This window comes from Mycobacterium sp., from assembly GCF_032162605.1.
GTDB lineage: Bacteria > Actinomycetota > Actinomycetes > Mycobacteriales > Mycobacteriaceae > Mycobacterium.
The window spans coordinates 14,388-29,319 of sequence record NZ_JAVROT010000104.1 but is presented as its reverse complement, the minus strand read 5'-3'; the positions used below and the strand labels follow the sequence as shown (position 1 = coordinate 29,319).

The following is a 14,932-nucleotide window of genomic DNA, read 5'->3' as shown; positions in this document are numbered from 1 at the left end:
TCTGGAGAATCTGGAAAGCGGGTTCGACGACGGGATCGGTCGGACCGCCTACCGCCAGTGCGACGAGTCTGCCTGCCTCGACAGGTTCGCCAGGAACCGAGGGCCGAATGCGACAGGCGTACGCCAGGTCGAGCAGAACGGCGGCCGCCAGCACGCGCTCACGCCGCGCGCGCTCCAGCGCGGGTTGGGCCTTCGCGTTGTCCAGAAGGAGAAGGAAGATTTCTTCGACGATCCGCGCCATGCAACGGACCGTAGATCACCCGGCCGAGCGAGTCAGGAGTGGTACGGCGTCGCGCTGATCAGCTTCACCTTGACGGTGTTGCCGTTGGGCACGACGTACGTGCGTTCCTCGCCGACCTCGGCGTCGATGATCGCGCCGCCCAGCGGGGACTTGGGCGAGTAGACCTCGAGCTTGCCGTCGGTCACGCCCTCCTGGCGCGTACCGATCAGGAAGGTCTCGGTGTCGCCGTCGTCGAACTCGACCTTCACGACCGAACCGGGCAGGGCCACGCCGGACTTCGTCGGGGCCTCTCCGACCTTGGCGTTGTTCAGCAACTCCTGGAGCTGGCGGATTCGGGCCTCTTGCTGTCCCTGATCTTCGCGGGCCTGGTGGTAGCCGCCGTTCTCCCGGAGGTCTCCCTCTTCGCGGCGGTCGTTGATCTCGGCGGCGATGATCGGCCGATTCGTGATGAGCTGGTCGAGCTCGGCCTTCAGCCGGTCGTATGCCTCTTCGGTCAGCCAGGTGACCTGGGTGTCGGTCATGTCGCGCTCCTGTCTTCGTCTCGCGCTGTCAGCGTTGAAAGTTCTGCGTGTATTGCCGCGATCGCAGGCGCCTATAAGCGCGTTAAAGCAGCAATACACGGCTCCATCAGGAACCGTGTACGGATACCAGCGTACCACCGTCAGGACAACCGGTTTTCACGTATTGGCTGTTCGGCGTTCTTCGGATGGTTGCCCGACACGCCGCTCGGCCAGGACGGGTCAGGGCGCGACGAGGTAGCCGGGCACGTCGGTTCCGCAGCCATAGACGTCGCCGATCACCGGCCTCCTGCTCGACTTCACCACGGCCGTCACCTGGACCGTTGCCTGCGACGACGGCGGCACCAGCACCTCGCGCCTACCGGTCTCAGCGCCGTCGACGGAGCGGGCCCTGATGATGCAGACCACGGGTCGCGACGGATCCTCGCGCGTGACGCTGATGGTCACCTGCACCGTCGCACCGTCGATCAGCTCGTAGCCTCCGAGCTCGCCCTTGACCGCACCCGTGCCGAGCCGCTGAAACGCGACGAGCGCAAGGGCCGCCCCTGCCACGACGATCACGACGGACAGGATCACCACCACACGGCGGCGGGAGCGGCGCGACAGCCGTTGTCGGCCGTAGCGGGCGACGGGACGCTCGATCATGGGAGGTTCGGTGCCCCTTCAACGGCCTTTGACGGATACGGGCATGGGTCTGAGTTCCAATGGATCCACTAGGACTGGAACTATAGGGGCACCCAAGACTGTTGAAGCGTGACGACGATGCAAGCGAGCAGATAAGGCACACGTGAGCGAACTGCGTTTGATGGCGGTCCACGCGCACCCGGACGACGAGTCCAGCAAGGGCGCCGCCACGATGGCCCGGTACGCCGACCAGGGCGCCCGCGTCATGGTGGTGTCGCTGACGGGTGGCGAGCGGGGCGACATCCTCAACCCGGCGATGGATCTGCCAGAGGTCCACGGACGCATCGCCGAGATTCGTCGCGACGAGATGGCCAAGGCTGCGGCCATCCTCGGGGTGGAGCACGAATGGTTGGGGTTCGTGGACTCGGGACTGCCCGAGGGCGATCCGCTGCCTCCACTGCCCGAGGGGTGTTTCGCGCTGGTGCCTCTGGTCGAGTCGACCGAACGCCTGGTCCGGGTGATCCGCGAGTTCAAGCCGCACGTGGTGACTACGTACGACGAGAACGGCGGTTATCCGCACCCCGACCACATTCGCTGTCACGAGGTGTCGGTGGCCGCATACGAGGCGGCAGGCGATTACCGGCTGTTCCCGGACGCTGGCACGCCGTGGAACGTCTCGAAGCTGTACTACAACCACGGGTTCCTGCGGAAGCGCATGCAGTTGATCCAGGACGAGTTCGCCAAGCATGGCCAGGAGGGCCCGTTCGGCAAGTGGTTGAAGGACTGGGACCCGGAAATGGACGTCCTCGACGATCGGATCACCACCCGCGTCGCGTGCGCGAAGTACTTCACCCAGCGTGACGAGGCGTTGCTCGCACACGCCACGCAGATCGACCCCAAGGGCGCCTTCTTCAGGACGCCAATCGAGTGGCAGCAGCGGCTGTGGCCGACCGAGGAGTACGAGTTGGCGCGTGCACGCATCCCCGTAAAGCTGCCCGAGGACGATTTGTTCGCCGGGATCGACCCGTGACCGACACCTTCGTGCTCATCGCCGGTCTTCTGGCCGACCAGACGCCGCGCGACACCGGACCGGACTTCGGCAAGGCCAGCCCGTTCGGCCTCGTCGTGGTCGTCATCCTGCTCATCGGCACGTTCCTGCTGGTGTGGTCGATGAACAAGCACCTCAAGAAGCTGCCGGAGTCGTTCGACCCCGAGCACCCCGAATCGGATCAGGCCGTCGATGAGGGCACCGTCGGTGAGTCGGGCGACCCCGGTACTGCCGCGGGCGGGCGTCCAGACGGTGGTGGTTAACACCCTCGGGGCCGCGACCAGCCCCTATCTGCGCCAGCACGCCGACAACCCGGTGCACTGGCAGCAGTGGACGCCGGAGGCGCTCGCCGAGGCGGCTACCCGCGACGTGCCGATCCTGCTGTCGATCGGCTACGCGGCGTGTCACTGGTGCCACGTGATGGCGCACGAGTCCTTCGCCGACGACGACGTGGCCGCGGCGATGAACGCCGCGTTCGTCTGCATCAAGGTCGACCGCGAGGAACGCCCCGACCTCGATGCCGTCTACATGAACGCCACCGTCGCACTGACGGGCCAGGGCGGGTGGCCGATGACGTGTTTCCTCACCCCGGACGGGCGCCCGTTCTTCTGCGGCACGTACTACCCGAAGGTCGCTTTCCTGCAACTCCTCGCCGCCGTCGTCGACACGTGGCGCAACCGCCGCGCCGAAGTGGAGCAGGCGTCCGACGACATCGCGGGCGAGCTGAGGTCGATGGTGTCGGGCCTGCCCGGTGGGGGACCGGCGCTCGAACCAGCGGTCTGCGATCACGCCGTCGCAGGCGTGTTGGGCGACGAGGACGTCATCCGCGGCGGATTCTCGACCAATCCGACAGGTGCGCCCAAGTTCCCACCGTCGGCACTGCTGGAGGCGTTGCTGCGCAGCCACGAACGAACGGGTGACGCAGGCGCGCTGGCCACCGTCGAGCGGACCTGTGGAGCGATGGCCCGCGGTGGTATCTACGACCAGCTCGCAGGCGGTTTCGCCCGTTACAGCGTCGACGCGTCGTGGGTCGTGCCCCACTTCGAGAAGATGCTCTACGACAACGCGCTGCTGCTGCGGCTCTACGCGCATTGGGCGCGCCGCTCGGGAAAACCGTTGGCGCGCAAGGTCACCGATGAGACGGCGACATTCCTCATCCGCGAGCTTGGCGAAGGCGGCATGTTCACCTCGTCGCTGGACGCCGACTCGGACGGCGTCGAGGGCCTCACCTACGTGTGGACGCCCGGGCAGTTGCGCGACGTGCTCGGCGACGATGACGGGGACTGGGCCGCCGGGCTCTTCGCGGTCACCGACGCGGGAACCTTCGAGCACGGCAGCTCGGTGCTGCAGCTGCCGGGCGATCCCGACTCGCTCTCCCGCTTCGTCCGGGTGCGCACGATGCTGCTGGCCGCCAGGCTAGGACGCCCGCAGCCGGGCCGTGACGACAAGGTCGTCACGGCGTGGAACGGCTTCGCCGTCACGGCACTTGCCGAAGCGTCGGTCGCCCTCGACCGCCCCGAATTCCTCGCTGCTGCAACCCAATGCGCACGATCCATCATCGACCTTCACGTCGTCGACGGCCGGCTGCGGCGTGCGAGTCTCGGGGGCCGGGTCGGTGACAGCGCGGCCATCCTCGAGGACCACGCGGCGCTAGCCACGGGATTGCTGACGCTGTACCAGGTGACGGGGGACGACGACTGGCTGGCGATGGCCACCGTGCTACTCGACGTCGCTCTCGAGCACTTCGCCGACCCGGATCGCGAAGGGCGCTGGTTCGACACCGCGGACGACGCCGAGCGGTTGATGGTGCGGCCGTCGGACCCGATCGACGGCGCAACGCCATCGGGGGCGTCGTTGATCACCGAGGCACTTCAGCTCGCGGCGCACCTGGTCCCGGCCACTCGGGCCGACCGATACTCCACGGCCGCCGCGGCGTCGCTCGCGACCGCGACGCCGATCCTTTTCAAGCTGCCGCGCTCGGGCGGGCACTGGCTGGCCGTCGCCGAAGCCGCCGTCCGCGGCCCTCTTCAGATCGCGGTGTCCTGCTCGCACTCGCATTCTGAATTGCTTGCCGCGGCAAGGACTCTCGCACCTGGCGGGGCGATCGTCGTCGGGGGAGCGCTGGACTCGTCGGAGCTGCTGCTCGGACGCGGTCTCGTCGACGGCCGCGATGCCGCCTACGTGTGCCGCGGCCACGTGTGCGACCTGCCGGTCACCACCGCCGGACAACTTGCCGCCGCGCTCGGTGCAGCCGTGTAGCGTGCCGCACATGCCGAGTGCCGAGCTGATCACACAGACCGTCAACCGCTATCTGGAGCTCGTCGCCCAGGGCCAGCCGGACGCCATCACCGACCTGTACGCCGACGACGCGACCGTCGAGGACCCGGTCGGGGGCGAGGTGCACATCGGGCGTCAGGCGATCCGCGGCTTCTATGCCAACGTCGGGGGTGTGAAGGCCGAAGCAGACGTCGTGACGCTGCGGGCACTCGGCCACGAGGCGGCGTATTTCTGGGCTCTGACCATCGATCTCGGCGAAGGCGGGAAGATGCACATCGAGATCATCACCGTCATGACATTCGACGACGAGGGCAAGATCACGTCGATGAAGGCCTACTGGGGCCCGGAGAACGTCACCCAGCTCTGAGTGATTTCGGCGCGCTAATCCGCGGTGGGCGCGGATCAGCGCGCCGAGATCGCGTACCGGATCTCGGCGATGACCCGCTCCGGATACTCCGTCAGGTCCAGCCAGGTGAAGCGGAGCACCTGCCACCCCGCGAGGATGATGGCGTTCTGCCGCACTCGGTCGTGATGGAAGTCGTCCGAATCGCTGTGAAATGCCAGGCCGTCCGTTTCCAGCGCGAGCTTCAAGCCGGGGAAGCCGACGTCGACGCGGTATCCGGCCACTGGATGGTTGCCGATCCAGCCCGTAATGCCCGCGTCCTTCAGCAGGCGGATCAATAACCGCTCTGCGGCGGAACGTGCTCCGTCCTCCGCGGCTTGGAGCAGTAGGCGGGCGGCGGGCGATCCGTGTCGACCCTTGTTGCGCAGGTGCGCGGCCCATAGGGGTTTCAGCTCGACGTGGCGCTGGAGTGCCGAATCCATCAACTTGGGACCGCCGCCTCGGCGGACGGCGGCCTCGATCACCGTGAGGTCGATAGCGGTGAGCTGCAATCCGCGCTGCTCGACGATGTCCACAGCCGTCAAGTCGCGGCGGCGCACTCGCGACCCACTGTGGCACCGGCCGTGGCTGTTGCGCGGCACCGTCACCTCCACGATGTCGGGCGCGTACTTCGTGACGCCGTGCCACCACGCGGCAGCCAACCCGCTCGCGGCGGCGCGTAGACCGTGACCCCATACCGTCGCCCGGATCCGCGCCGCGTCGGTGAACGGACGGTCGTCGACGAAGTAGACGCCTGGCGAGCACCGTCGCCAATGGCCGGAGCGCGCACGTCGTTCCACGACGTCGTTGTTCAGCCCAAGGCCGCTAGCGTGCGCGGTCGTGATGACGCCGTCGTGGCACCGCAGGAAATCGTCAAGCATCCCCGATAGACGGTGGGCCCACGTAAATGGTTCCGTGTCTGGCGATTCGGGCGCGCTAATCCGCAGTGGGCGCGGATCAGCGCGCCGAAATCGCAGAAAGTTAGCCGCTGAACACGGCGAACCACATCGCGATGTAGTGGCAGATCGCCGCCACCGCGGTGCACGCGTGGAAGAACTCGTGGTGACCGAATGTGGTCGGCCAGGGATTGGGCCACTTCAGCCCGTAGAGCACACCGCCGATGCTGTACAGAGCGCCGCCGACGATGAGCAGCACCAGCGCAGCCACCCCGGCGCCGTGCATGATCGGCACGATGAAGAACGCGGCCACCCACCCCAGCAGCAGATAGAGCGGCACGCCCACCCAGGCTGGCGCAGACGGCCAGAACATCTTCAACAGCACACCCGCGATCGCGCCAGCCCAAACGATCCAGAACAGCACCATGCCCTGCTCGGACGGCAACGCGAGGAGGGCGAACGGGGTGTAGCTGCCCGCGATGAAGATGAAGATCATCGAGTGGTCGAGGCGCTTCATCCACTTCCGGGCGTCCAGCGACGTCCAGGTCACGCGATGGTAGGTCGCGCTCACGGCGAACATCGCGACGATGGTGAAGGTGTACAGCAGCGTGGCCAGGCCGGCGCGGGTGGATTCCACCGACCACGACACCGACACCAGCGCAGCGCCTGCGATCACCGCCACGATCGCCGAGTAGAGGTGAATCCAGCCGCGGGCACGCGGCTTGCCGAGGAACTGGGCTACGCCGTCGGCGACCGCCTCGGGAAGGTCGTCCGCCTCGCGGCGGGTCGTTCCTGGCGAATCAGGATCGGTGGTGCCGGTCGACGCCGTCATGTCACCTCCGCAAACTCGCATGGGGCTGCCCGTCGATAACAGTAGTCTGGATCCTCGTGGAACTCATTCCCCCGCGACTCAAGGAACCGGCCTACCGGGTCTACGAGGCGCGCCTGCGCCACCAGCTGGCGCGATCGAAATCCCAACTGCCCAGGCACATCGCCGTGCTGTGCGACGGCAACCGCCGCTGGGCCCGTGCCGCGGGTCACGAAGACGTCAGCTACGGCTACCGGATGGGTGCCGTAAAGATCGCCGAGATGCTGCGCTGGTGTCAGGAGTCCGGCGTCGAAATGGCGACGGTGTACCTGCTGTCCACTGAGAACCTGCAACGCGACCCCGCCGAGCTGGCGTCGCTCATCGACATCATCACCGAGGTCGTCGAGGAGATCTGCGCCCCCGTCAACCACTGGAGCGTGCGCACGGTCGGCGATCTCGAGTTGCTGGGCCAGGAGTCGGCCCGCCGGTTGCGTGACGCGGTGGAAGGGACGGCTCCGACGACGGTGGCCCCGTTCCACGTCAACGTCGCCGTCGGGTATGGCGGGCGGCAGGAGATCGCCGACGGCGTGCGTGCCCTGCTGAGCAAGGAGGTCGCCAACGGTGCGACGGCCGAGCAGCTGATCGAATCGGTCACCGTCGAGGCGATCTCCGAGAATCTCTACACGTCCGGTCAGCCCGATCCCGATCTGGTGATCAGGACCTCGGGCGAACAGCGCCTCTCGGGATTTCTGCTGTGGCAGAGCGCCTATTCGGAGATGTGGTTCACCGAGGCGCACTGGCCCGCCTTCCGACGGGTCGACTTCCTTCGCGCGCTGCGCGACTACACGCTGCGAGATCGCCGCTACGGCAGCTGAACGGCATCGACGTGGGAGACTGATCACGTGGCTGCGATGTCCGCAGTGGTCTTCTCCCTGAGCTGGTGGCTCGGGCTCTACCTCTTGGCGCGCAGCCCCCGAAAACCCGTTCTGCTTCTCGCCGCGGTCGGACTGACCAGTTTCGCCGTCGTGGTGGCACTGGACGCCGTCCGTCACCTCAGCACCACCCATGCCGCCGCGCTGACCCACGTCGAGGTCTATCTCGCCGTCGTCCCCGGAGTGGCCTGGTTCGCCGTACTGCTGGAATTCTCGCGGCCGAGCGATACGTGGCGCGGCCGCGCAGGCGAACTGTTGATGGTCGCGGTCGTCGCCGCCCTCGCTTTGACCGGCGCCGCGATGGCCCGCTCGGTCGACGGTCCACTGCGGCTCGGGCACTGGGTGATGTTCGCGGTGATCTCACTGTCGACGCTCGGCGCCATGGTGAAGGCGCTCGCCGGAGGGCGCCGACCGACTTCGGTGACCGGCGTGGCCGTCATCGCGACGCTGTTCTTCGCGCTGGGCAACGCCATCCTCGTCATCCCACTTGGCCTTGTGCCGAGCCAGCTGGCGCTGGCGTCCACCGGGTTCGACGTGCTGTTGCTCGGTGTCGCGGTCGCGCTGTGGGACGCGTTCGACGAGGGGCATGCGCTACGGGCCGACATGCTGCGGTCGTTCACCGGCAGCGTCGTCGTCGCCGTGCTCTTCGGCGGGCAGGTGCTCGTCGGCATGGCGGTCACCGACGAGCACGCCGCGCTGTCGGTGCTGTTGTTCACCAGCCTCGCCGTGGCGATCGGGATCAACGTCATGGCCGACCCGCTCGCCGGGGTGCTCGACCGGCTCGCCTTCTCATCCTCGCCTGCGCTGCGTGCCGACCGTGCCGCATTGCGTCGCACGGAGTCGGCGCTGCCACTTCGGTCGGAAAGCCCGCTCGACGGCGTGGACGACGAGACCTTCGTCCGCCTCACCCGCCGGGCGCTCGGCCACTATGGCGATCTGTCCAAACTCGTCGCCAGCCCGCTGACCGCGCTGCGGCACATCGCCGAGCGGCTGGCCGACGGCGGCGCGCCCGATCAGCCGCTGCAACGGGCCAACGAGCTGAGGGCTCTGCTCGCTGACCGCATCGCAGCGCTCAAACCACGCGACGGCGCAGACTTCGGCGTCACCGAGCAATGGCGGCACTACAACTCGCTGTACTTCCCGTACGTCGTCGGGGTGCGGGCCTACGCCCAGAATGCGACCGCCGCGGGTCTGGACCCGATCGCTCGGCAGGCCTGGCAGTGGTTCGTCACCGAGGTGCCGCAGCGCTCGCTGCACAACTGGCAGAACGCGGCAGTCCGCGTCATCGCGGCGGATCTGCGTGGCACGCCGGTGCCCGTGGGCAGGAGCGAAGCGACCCGGGGATAGGTTCCGCCACCCCATACCGCCCTGACCTGCGGATGGCAGCGATTGGCAGCGTTCTGAGTCGATCTGGCAGTGCTTTCTGAGCAGCATCGGTGTCGACCCAAGAACTCAACGCCGAGGAGCTCGCCATGACCGCCACCACCACTACCCGGCCACTGGCCGACAGTTCGGACAGCCTGCTGCGCTTCGCCATGCGCGCCGATGCCACCCTGTGCGCAGGCGTGGGCCTGATGGTCGCGATGGCCGCCGACCCGCTTGCCCGGCTGTCGGGTCTCTCGGCCGCATCCGAGTGGATCGCGGGCGCCGCGCTCGTCGGCTACGGCGTCGCCCTGTTCGTCATGGCCGCGGCGTCCTTCGTCCGGCGCATCGGGATCGGCATCGTCGTGGCCAACGTCGTCGTCGCCGTCGTCGCCGTGTCGGTTCTGGTGGCTGGTGTGCTGCCGCTGACCGGGGCGGGCGTCGCCATGATGCTGGCCACCGTTGCCGCGACGCTCGGGCTCGCGTACCTGCAATACCTCGGAGTGCGCCGTCTGGCGTGACTCCCCGCGAACCGGTGCGTGGCCGCTTTAGTGCGCCAATCCGCAAGCTCCTTGGCGTGCCGCCGCAAGAGGTTAAGGCGTGCGGCCCGCACCGGCCTCATCGATTACATCAAGGGAAAGGGAAAGATTCATGACCGCCACCACTGCCCCCGCCACCACCAAGGACGCGTTCCTGCGGTTCGCCATGCGACTCGACGCCGTACTCACCGGACTCATGGGCATTGCAGGCGTCGCCGTGGCACCGCGCATCGCCGAACTGTCCGGCACCACGCCCGCGCTCGAATACTCGATGGGCACCTTCTTCATCGCATACGGCGTGGCGGTGTTCGCGCTTTCGCTGATGAAGCACGTCCTCAGGCCCGGCGTCGCCGTGGTCGTCGGGAACGTCGTCTACACGGTCGCCGCGCTCGGCGTCGTTCTGGCCGGCGTCTGGCCGCTCACCACCATGGGCGTCGTCCTCACCCTCGGCAGCGGCGTCTACACGCTGGTGATGGCCGATCTGCAGTATCTCGGTCTGCGCCGCATGCGCTCATGACCCTGGCGATTTCGGCGCGTTCAGCCGCGGTGAGCGCGGCCGAGCGCGCCGAAATCACGTCTAAAGCTTGCGTAGGCGCAGTCGGTTGATCGCGTGGTCGGCGTCCTTGCGCAGCACCAGCGTGGCGCGCGGCCGCGTCGGGAGGATGTTGTCGATCAGGTTGGGGCGGTTGACCGAATGCCAGATGTCCCGGGCCGCGAACTCCGCCTGCTCGTCGGTCAGCGTCGAGTAGTGGTGGAAGTGCGACTGCGGGTCGGCGAACGCCCCCGCCCGCATCGCCAGGAAGCGCGATACGTACCAGCCCTCGATGTCCTCGATGCGCGCGTCGACGTATACCGAGAAGTCGAAGAGGTCCGAGACCATGAGCGCCGGGCCGGTTTGCAACACGTTGAGACCCTCGAGGATGAGGATGTCCGGGTGCTTGATCTCCATCTTCTCGCCGGGAACGATGTCGTAGAGCAGGTGCGAATACACCGGCGCGCACACCTGGTCGGATCCCGACTTGACCGCCGTGACGAACCGCATCAGCCCGCGACGGTCGTAGCTTTCGGGAAAGCCCTTGCGGTGCATCAGGTTTCGGCACGACAGCTCGGCGTTGGAATACAGGAACCCGTCGGTGGTGACGAGATCGACCCGAGGATGGTGCTCCCAGCGGGCCAGTAGCGCCTGTAGCACGCGCGCGGTCGTGGACTTGCCCACGGCGACGCTGCCCGCCACCCCGATCACGAAGGGCACCGGCCGGTCGGGATTCTGCTGCGGTTCGCCGAGGAACTCGGCCGTCGTCGCGAAGAGTCGCTGTCGGGCGGCGACCTGCAGGTGAATCAACCGGGCGAGCGGCAGATAGACCTCTTCGACTTCCAACAGGTCCAGTTGTTCGCCGAGGCCACGAAGCCCGAGGAGTTCACTCTCGGTCAGCTTCAACGGAGTCGACATGCGCAGCGAACGCCATTGACTCCGGTCGAACTCGACGTACGGACTCGGCTCGCTCGTCCGCGCCATGCATTCAGTCTTGCACTTACGGTTGAGGGCATGGACGCCACCACCGTCATCCGCGAGTATCTGCTCCTCGGTCTGAGATTCGACCGGGTCGAGGAGGGCTACGTCGACTCGTTCACCGGCGATCCCGCGCTGCGGGCGGTCGTCGGTGCCGAACCGACGCCCCAACCCGCCGAACTGGCCCGTCGGGCCCAGACGTTGATCGCCGAGCTGCCCGGCGCCGACGGCCTCGATCCGCAGCGGGCCGACTACATCGCCGCACACCTGAGGGCGCTGGCGTGTGCGGGACGCAAGTTCGCGGGCGAGGACGTCGGCTTCGTGCAGGAGGTGCACGACTACTTCGACGTCGACATCGTCAAGGGCGATCCGGAGAAGTACCGCGAGGCCCATCGCAAGCTCGACGAGGCGCTCGGCGGAACGGGTCCGTTGGCCGACCGGATGCAGGCCTACCGCAGCGGTGAGGAGATCCCGCCCGAACGCCTCGAGGAGTGCATCCACGCGTTCTCCAGTGCTCTGCGCGACCGGGTGCGCGCGGACTTCCCGCTGCCGGACGCCGAAACGATCGTCTACGAGATCGTCACCGACAAGCCCTGGTCGGGCTTCAACTACTACGAGGGCGACTACCGGTCCACGGTCGCCGTGAACGCCGACCTCAAACAGCAGATGTCGGGTCTGCCGAGGCTGGTCGCCCACGAGTCCTATCCCGGCCACCACACCGAGCACTGCCGCAAAGAATCAGGGCTAGTGGCCGGGCGAAATCAGACCGAGCAGACGATCTTCCTGGTGAACACCCCGCAATGCCTGATGGCCGAGGGCCTGGCCGACCTCGCGCTGTATGCCGCGATCGGTACTGGGGCGAGCGGAGCGACGGGGGGAGGCCAAGACTGGGGCGCCTGGGCGGCCGAGATCTACGCCGATCTGGGCCTGCGATTCGACGGGGAGCGCGCCGTCGCCGTCTCGGAGGCGTCCGCGGCACTGGCCGACGTCCGCCAGGACGCCGCGCTGATGCTGCACGACGAGCACCGCGACGTCGACGAGGTGGTCGCGTTCCTTCAGCGGTGGCAACTGACCAGCGAGACGCGGGCCCGTCAGTCGCTTCGTTTCCTGTCGTCGCCGCTGTGGCGGGCCTACACGAGCACCTACGTCGAGGGCTACCGGCTGCTGCGGTCCTGGCTGGATGCGCGGCCCGTCGAAGTCACGCTCACCGAGCGGTTCGGAAGGCTGCTCGACGAGCCGCTGGTCCCGTCGGCGCTGCGAGCCGACGTCGCATGAGTGCTCGTCGAAGTGGCTCACAGTCGGGCAGGTCGATCGCCTGAATTGAGAGAGGCGCACGAGGCGTGTGGGACCCGAGACCATCCGGGCCATGTCCAGTCGACGCTACGGCCGGTTTAGGCTGGTCCCATGACCTCCGACTCTGTGATCTCCGTGACCACACCTACTCCCGCGCTGGGCGCCGAGTACGCCGAGACCGCGAGCGCCGCGTACCAGGCCGCGTTGCAGGTCATCGAGTCCGTCGAGCCCCGCATCGCGGCCGCGACGCGCAAAGAGCTTGCCGATCAGCGTGATTCGCTCAAGCTGATCGCCAGCGAGAACTACGCGTCACCCGCCGTGCTGCTGACCATGGGGACGTGGTTCTCCGACAAGTACGCCGAGGGCACCATCGGGCACCGCTTCTACGCCGGCTGCCAGAACGTCGACACCGTCGAGGCGCTCGCCGCGGAGCATGCCCGTGAGCTGTTCGGCGCGCCATACGCCTACGCTCAGCCGCACTCCGGCATCGACGCCAACCTCGTCGCGTACTGGGCCATCCTCAACACCCGCGTCGAGACGCCCGGCCTGGCGGAGCTCGGCGCCAAGAGCGTCAACGACCTGTCCGAGGCCGACTGGGAGACGCTCCGCGGCAAGCTCGGCAACCAACGGTTGATGGGCATGTCGCTCGACGCGGGTGGCCACCTGACCCACGGCTTCCGGCCGAACATCTCCGGCAAGATGTTTCACCAACGCAGCTACGGCACCGACCCGGAGACCGGGTTGCTCGACTATGCGAAGGTCGCCGCAGCGGCGCGCGAGTTCAAGCCGCTGGTCCTGGTGGCCGGCTACTCGGCGTACCCGCGTCGGGTGAACTTCGCGAAGATGCGTGAGATCGCCGACGAGGTCGGCGCAACCCTGATGGTCGACATGGCCCACTTCGCAGGGCTGGTGGCGGGCAAGGTGTTCACGGGCGACGAGGATCCGGTGCCCCACGCGCACATCACCACGACGACGACGCACAAGTCGCTGCGCGGCCCCCGCGGCGGTCTGGTGCTGGCCACCGAGGAGTACTCCGCCGCCGTCGACAAGGGTTGCCCGATGGTGCTCGGTGGGCCGTTGTCACACGTGATGGCGGCCAAGGCCGTCGCGTTGGCGGAGGCGCGGCAGCCGTCATTCCAGGATTACGCGCAGCGCATCGCCGACAACGCCAAGGCGCTGGCCGAGGGCTTCGGAAAGCGCGGCGCGCGGCTGGTCACCGGCGGCACCGACAACCACATCGTGCTGCTCGACGTCACCTCGTTCGGCCTGACGGGGCGTCAGGCCGAGTCGGCGCTGCTGGACTCCGGCGTGGTCACCAACCGCAACTCCATTCCCGCCGACCCCAACGGGGCCTGGTACACGAGTGGCATCCGCTTCGGCACGCCTGCGCTGACCTCCCGCGGCTTCGACGGCGCCGACTTCGATCGCGTGGCCGAGTTGGTCGTCGACGTCCTGAAGAACACGAGCCCCGATGGGGCATCGAAGGCGAAGTACGTTCTGGCCGACGGAACCGCCGACCGTGTGCACGCCGCATCGGCCGAACTGCTCGCCGCGAACCCCCTTTACCCGGGTCTGACTCTGTGAAACGCTGACACGCCCCGATCCGATTTCGGAGAATGTGTGTCCACGGGTTACAGTTAGTTTCATGGGAGACAAGCCGGTAGCCAACGCGCTGACTCTGGAACTCGAGCCGGTCGTGGGGGAGAACCTCGTGCGGCACATCGCCACCGAGGAGCCCTGGTACGCGCACGACTACGTGCCGTTCGAGCAGGGCGAGAACTTCGCCTTCCTGGGCGGCAGGGACTGGGATCCGTCGTCGGTCACGCTGCCCAAGCACGTCACCGACGCCCTCGAGATCCTGCTCATCACCAAGGACAATCTGGCCGGATACCACCGCGAGCTCGTCGAGCACTTCATCCTCGACGACAAGTGGGGCCGCTGGCTGGGCCGCTGGACCGCCGAAGAACACCTTCACGCCGTCGCACTGCGCAACTACCTGGTGGTGACCCGCGAGATCGACCCCAGTGCCAACGAGGACGTCCGCGTCGAGCACGTGATGAAGGGCTACCGCGCCGATTCCTACAGCCAAATCGAGACGCTGGCCTACATGGCCCTGCTCGAGCGGGCCCACGGCGTCTTCTGTCGCAACCTCGAGGCCCAGATCACCGAACCGGTGCTGAAGAAGATGGTCGGTCGGATCGCCAGGGACGAGGAGCGTCACTCGGAGTTCTTCGCCAACCTCGTCGCCTACTGCGTGGGCTCCGAGCGGGGCGAGACGATCGCCGCGATCGCCAAGCGCGCTGCCGGTTTCGAGGCGATCGGGGCCGACATCGACGCCTATCGGGACAAGGTACGCGTCGTTGCCGAGGCGGGGATCTTCGACGACGCCGCGCGGCGCAAGGCCATCTCCGATCTCGTTGCCGAATGGGGTCTCGCGGACGTCCCCGCACTGGCGGAATTCGTCACCCAGTAGTTAACCGTCTGGACACATTTCGGCCACGG

General features: G+C 67.5%; 17 protein-coding genes. 11 read left to right on the top strand and 6 right to left on the bottom strand.

Annotated features, from left to right (window positions below):
* From QOI01_RS06435 to QOI01_RS06425, 3 genes are all read right to left on the bottom strand, one after another.
* Positions 1-241, bottom strand: a 241-nt coding sequence (locus QOI01_RS06435) for a GPP34 family phosphoprotein (RefSeq protein ID WP_526379347.1), incomplete at its 3' end; no start/stop codon positions are given.
* Between the two features lie 32 nt (positions 242-273).
* Positions 274-762, bottom strand: coding sequence for a transcription elongation factor GreA (gene greA / locus QOI01_RS06430; RefSeq protein WP_526379346.1), 489 nt, complete (start codon positions 760-762; stop codon positions 274-276).
* A 219-nt stretch (positions 763-981) separates the two neighbouring features.
* Positions 982-1,404: a DUF4307 domain-containing protein gene (locus QOI01_RS06425; protein ID WP_526379345.1), complete on the bottom strand. Its 423-nt coding sequence runs from the start codon at positions 1,402-1,404 to the stop codon at positions 982-984.
* Between the two features lie 142 nt (positions 1,405-1,546).
* Between QOI01_RS06425 and mca the strand changes: the two genes are divergently transcribed.
* Genes mca through QOI01_RS06405 form a run of 4 tightly spaced genes read left to right on the top strand, consistent with a single transcriptional unit; the run spans position 1,547 to position 5,075 of the window.
* Positions 1,547-2,413: a mycothiol conjugate amidase Mca gene (mca, locus tag QOI01_RS06420; RefSeq protein ID WP_526379344.1), complete on the top strand. Its 867-nt coding sequence runs from the start codon at positions 1,547-1,549 to the stop codon at positions 2,411-2,413.
* Positions 2,410-2,694 (top strand): hypothetical protein, encoded by a 285-nt coding sequence (locus QOI01_RS06415; RefSeq protein ID WP_526379343.1) that lies wholly within the window; start codon positions 2,410-2,412, stop codon positions 2,692-2,694. The genes mca and QOI01_RS06415 overlap by 4 nt, the downstream gene beginning before the upstream one ends.
* Complete coding sequence (locus tag QOI01_RS06410) at positions 2,687-4,690, top strand: thioredoxin domain-containing protein (RefSeq protein WP_526379350.1); 2,004 nt, start codon at positions 2,687-2,689, stop codon at positions 4,688-4,690. The genes QOI01_RS06415 and QOI01_RS06410 overlap by 8 nt, the downstream gene beginning before the upstream one ends.
* Positions 4,691-4,700: 10 nt before the next feature.
* A complete protein-coding gene (locus QOI01_RS06405; protein ID WP_526379342.1) occupies positions 4,701-5,075 on the top strand; it encodes a nuclear transport factor 2 family protein in 375 nt (124 codons plus the stop codon).
* Between the two features lie 35 nt (positions 5,076-5,110).
* Here QOI01_RS06405 and QOI01_RS06400 read toward each other — a convergent pair whose 3' ends face one another.
* Both QOI01_RS06400 and trhA read right to left on the bottom strand, forming a co-directional pair.
* Positions 5,111-5,971, bottom strand: coding sequence for an endonuclease domain-containing protein (locus tag QOI01_RS06400; protein WP_526379341.1), 861 nt, complete (start codon positions 5,969-5,971; stop codon positions 5,111-5,113).
* A 100-nt stretch (positions 5,972-6,071) separates the two neighbouring features.
* Positions 6,072-6,818 carry a PAQR family membrane homeostasis protein TrhA gene (gene trhA, locus QOI01_RS06395; RefSeq protein ID WP_526379340.1) on the bottom strand — a complete coding sequence of 249 codons (747 nt, stop codon included), beginning with the start codon at positions 6,816-6,818 and terminating at the stop codon, positions 6,072-6,074.
* A 56-nt stretch (positions 6,819-6,874) separates the two neighbouring features.
* Between trhA and QOI01_RS06390 the strand changes: the two genes are divergently transcribed.
* From QOI01_RS06390 to QOI01_RS06375, 4 genes are all read left to right on the top strand, one after another.
* Positions 6,875-7,669, top strand: coding sequence for a (2Z,6E)-farnesyl diphosphate synthase (locus QOI01_RS06390; protein ID WP_526379339.1), 795 nt, complete (start codon positions 6,875-6,877; stop codon positions 7,667-7,669).
* A 27-nt stretch (positions 7,670-7,696) separates the two neighbouring features.
* Positions 7,697-9,073, top strand: a complete 1,377-nt coding sequence (locus QOI01_RS06385; protein WP_526379338.1) for a hypothetical protein — start codon at positions 7,697-7,699, stop codon at positions 9,071-9,073.
* Between the two features lie 125 nt (positions 9,074-9,198).
* On the top strand, positions 9,199-9,609 hold the full coding sequence (locus tag QOI01_RS06380) for a hypothetical protein (protein ID WP_526379349.1): 411 nt from the start codon (positions 9,199-9,201) through the stop codon (positions 9,607-9,609).
* A gap of 130 nt (positions 9,610-9,739) precedes the next feature.
* Positions 9,740-10,144 carry a hypothetical protein gene (locus tag QOI01_RS06375; RefSeq protein WP_526379337.1) on the top strand — a complete coding sequence of 135 codons (405 nt, stop codon included), beginning with the start codon at positions 9,740-9,742 and terminating at the stop codon, positions 10,142-10,144.
* Positions 10,145-10,204: 60 nt separating this feature from the next.
* Here the strand turns inward: QOI01_RS06375 and coaA are convergent, their stop codons facing one another.
* Positions 10,205-11,143, bottom strand: a complete 939-nt coding sequence (coaA, locus tag QOI01_RS06370; RefSeq protein WP_526379336.1) for a type I pantothenate kinase — start codon at positions 11,141-11,143, stop codon at positions 10,205-10,207.
* 30 nt (positions 11,144-11,173) lie between these two features.
* On the opposite strand from coaA, the gene QOI01_RS06365 reads away from it, so the two are divergent.
* From QOI01_RS06365 to QOI01_RS06355, 3 genes are all read left to right on the top strand, one after another.
* Positions 11,174-12,412: a DUF885 domain-containing protein gene (locus QOI01_RS06365; RefSeq protein WP_526379335.1), complete on the top strand. Its 1,239-nt coding sequence runs from the start codon at positions 11,174-11,176 to the stop codon at positions 12,410-12,412.
* A gap of 129 nt (positions 12,413-12,541) precedes the next feature.
* Positions 12,542-14,014: a glycine hydroxymethyltransferase gene (locus QOI01_RS06360; RefSeq protein WP_526379334.1), complete on the top strand. Its 1,473-nt coding sequence runs from the start codon at positions 12,542-12,544 to the stop codon at positions 14,012-14,014.
* A gap of 61 nt (positions 14,015-14,075) precedes the next feature.
* Positions 14,076-14,903 carry an acyl-ACP desaturase gene (locus QOI01_RS06355; RefSeq protein WP_526379333.1) on the top strand — a complete coding sequence of 276 codons (828 nt, stop codon included), beginning with the start codon at positions 14,076-14,078 and terminating at the stop codon, positions 14,901-14,903.
* Positions 14,904-14,932: the final 29 nt, after the last annotated feature.

Bases quoted from the DNA above. Each gene is read 5' to 3' on its own strand.
- greA (WP_526379346.1), bottom strand. From the start codon at position 762: ATGACCGACACCCAGGTCACCTGGCTGACCGAAGAGGCATACGACCGG.
- QOI01_RS06425 (WP_526379345.1), bottom strand. From the start codon at position 1,404: ATGATCGAGCGTCCCGTCGCCCGCTACGGCCGACAACGGCTGTCGCGC.
- QOI01_RS06405 (WP_526379342.1), top strand. From the start codon at position 4,701: ATGCCGAGTGCCGAGCTGATCACACAGACCGTCAACCGCTATCTGGAG.
- QOI01_RS06400 (WP_526379341.1), bottom strand. From the start codon at position 5,971: ATGCTTGACGATTTCCTGCGGTGCCACGACGGCGTCATCACGACCGCG.
- trhA (WP_526379340.1), bottom strand. From the start codon at position 6,818: ATGACGGCGTCGACCGGCACCACCGATCCTGATTCGCCAGGAACGACC.
- QOI01_RS06380 (WP_526379349.1), top strand. From the start codon at position 9,199: ATGACCGCCACCACCACTACCCGGCCACTGGCCGACAGTTCGGACAGC.
- QOI01_RS06375 (WP_526379337.1), top strand. From the start codon at position 9,740: ATGACCGCCACCACTGCCCCCGCCACCACCAAGGACGCGTTCCTGCGG.
- coaA (WP_526379336.1), bottom strand. From the start codon at position 11,143: ATGGCGCGGACGAGCGAGCCGAGTCCGTACGTCGAGTTCGACCGGAGT.
- QOI01_RS06365 (WP_526379335.1), top strand. From the start codon at position 11,174: ATGGACGCCACCACCGTCATCCGCGAGTATCTGCTCCTCGGTCTGAGA.
- QOI01_RS06360 (WP_526379334.1), top strand. From the start codon at position 12,542: ATGACCTCCGACTCTGTGATCTCCGTGACCACACCTACTCCCGCGCTG.
- QOI01_RS06355 (WP_526379333.1), top strand. From the start codon at position 14,076: ATGGGAGACAAGCCGGTAGCCAACGCGCTGACTCTGGAACTCGAGCCG.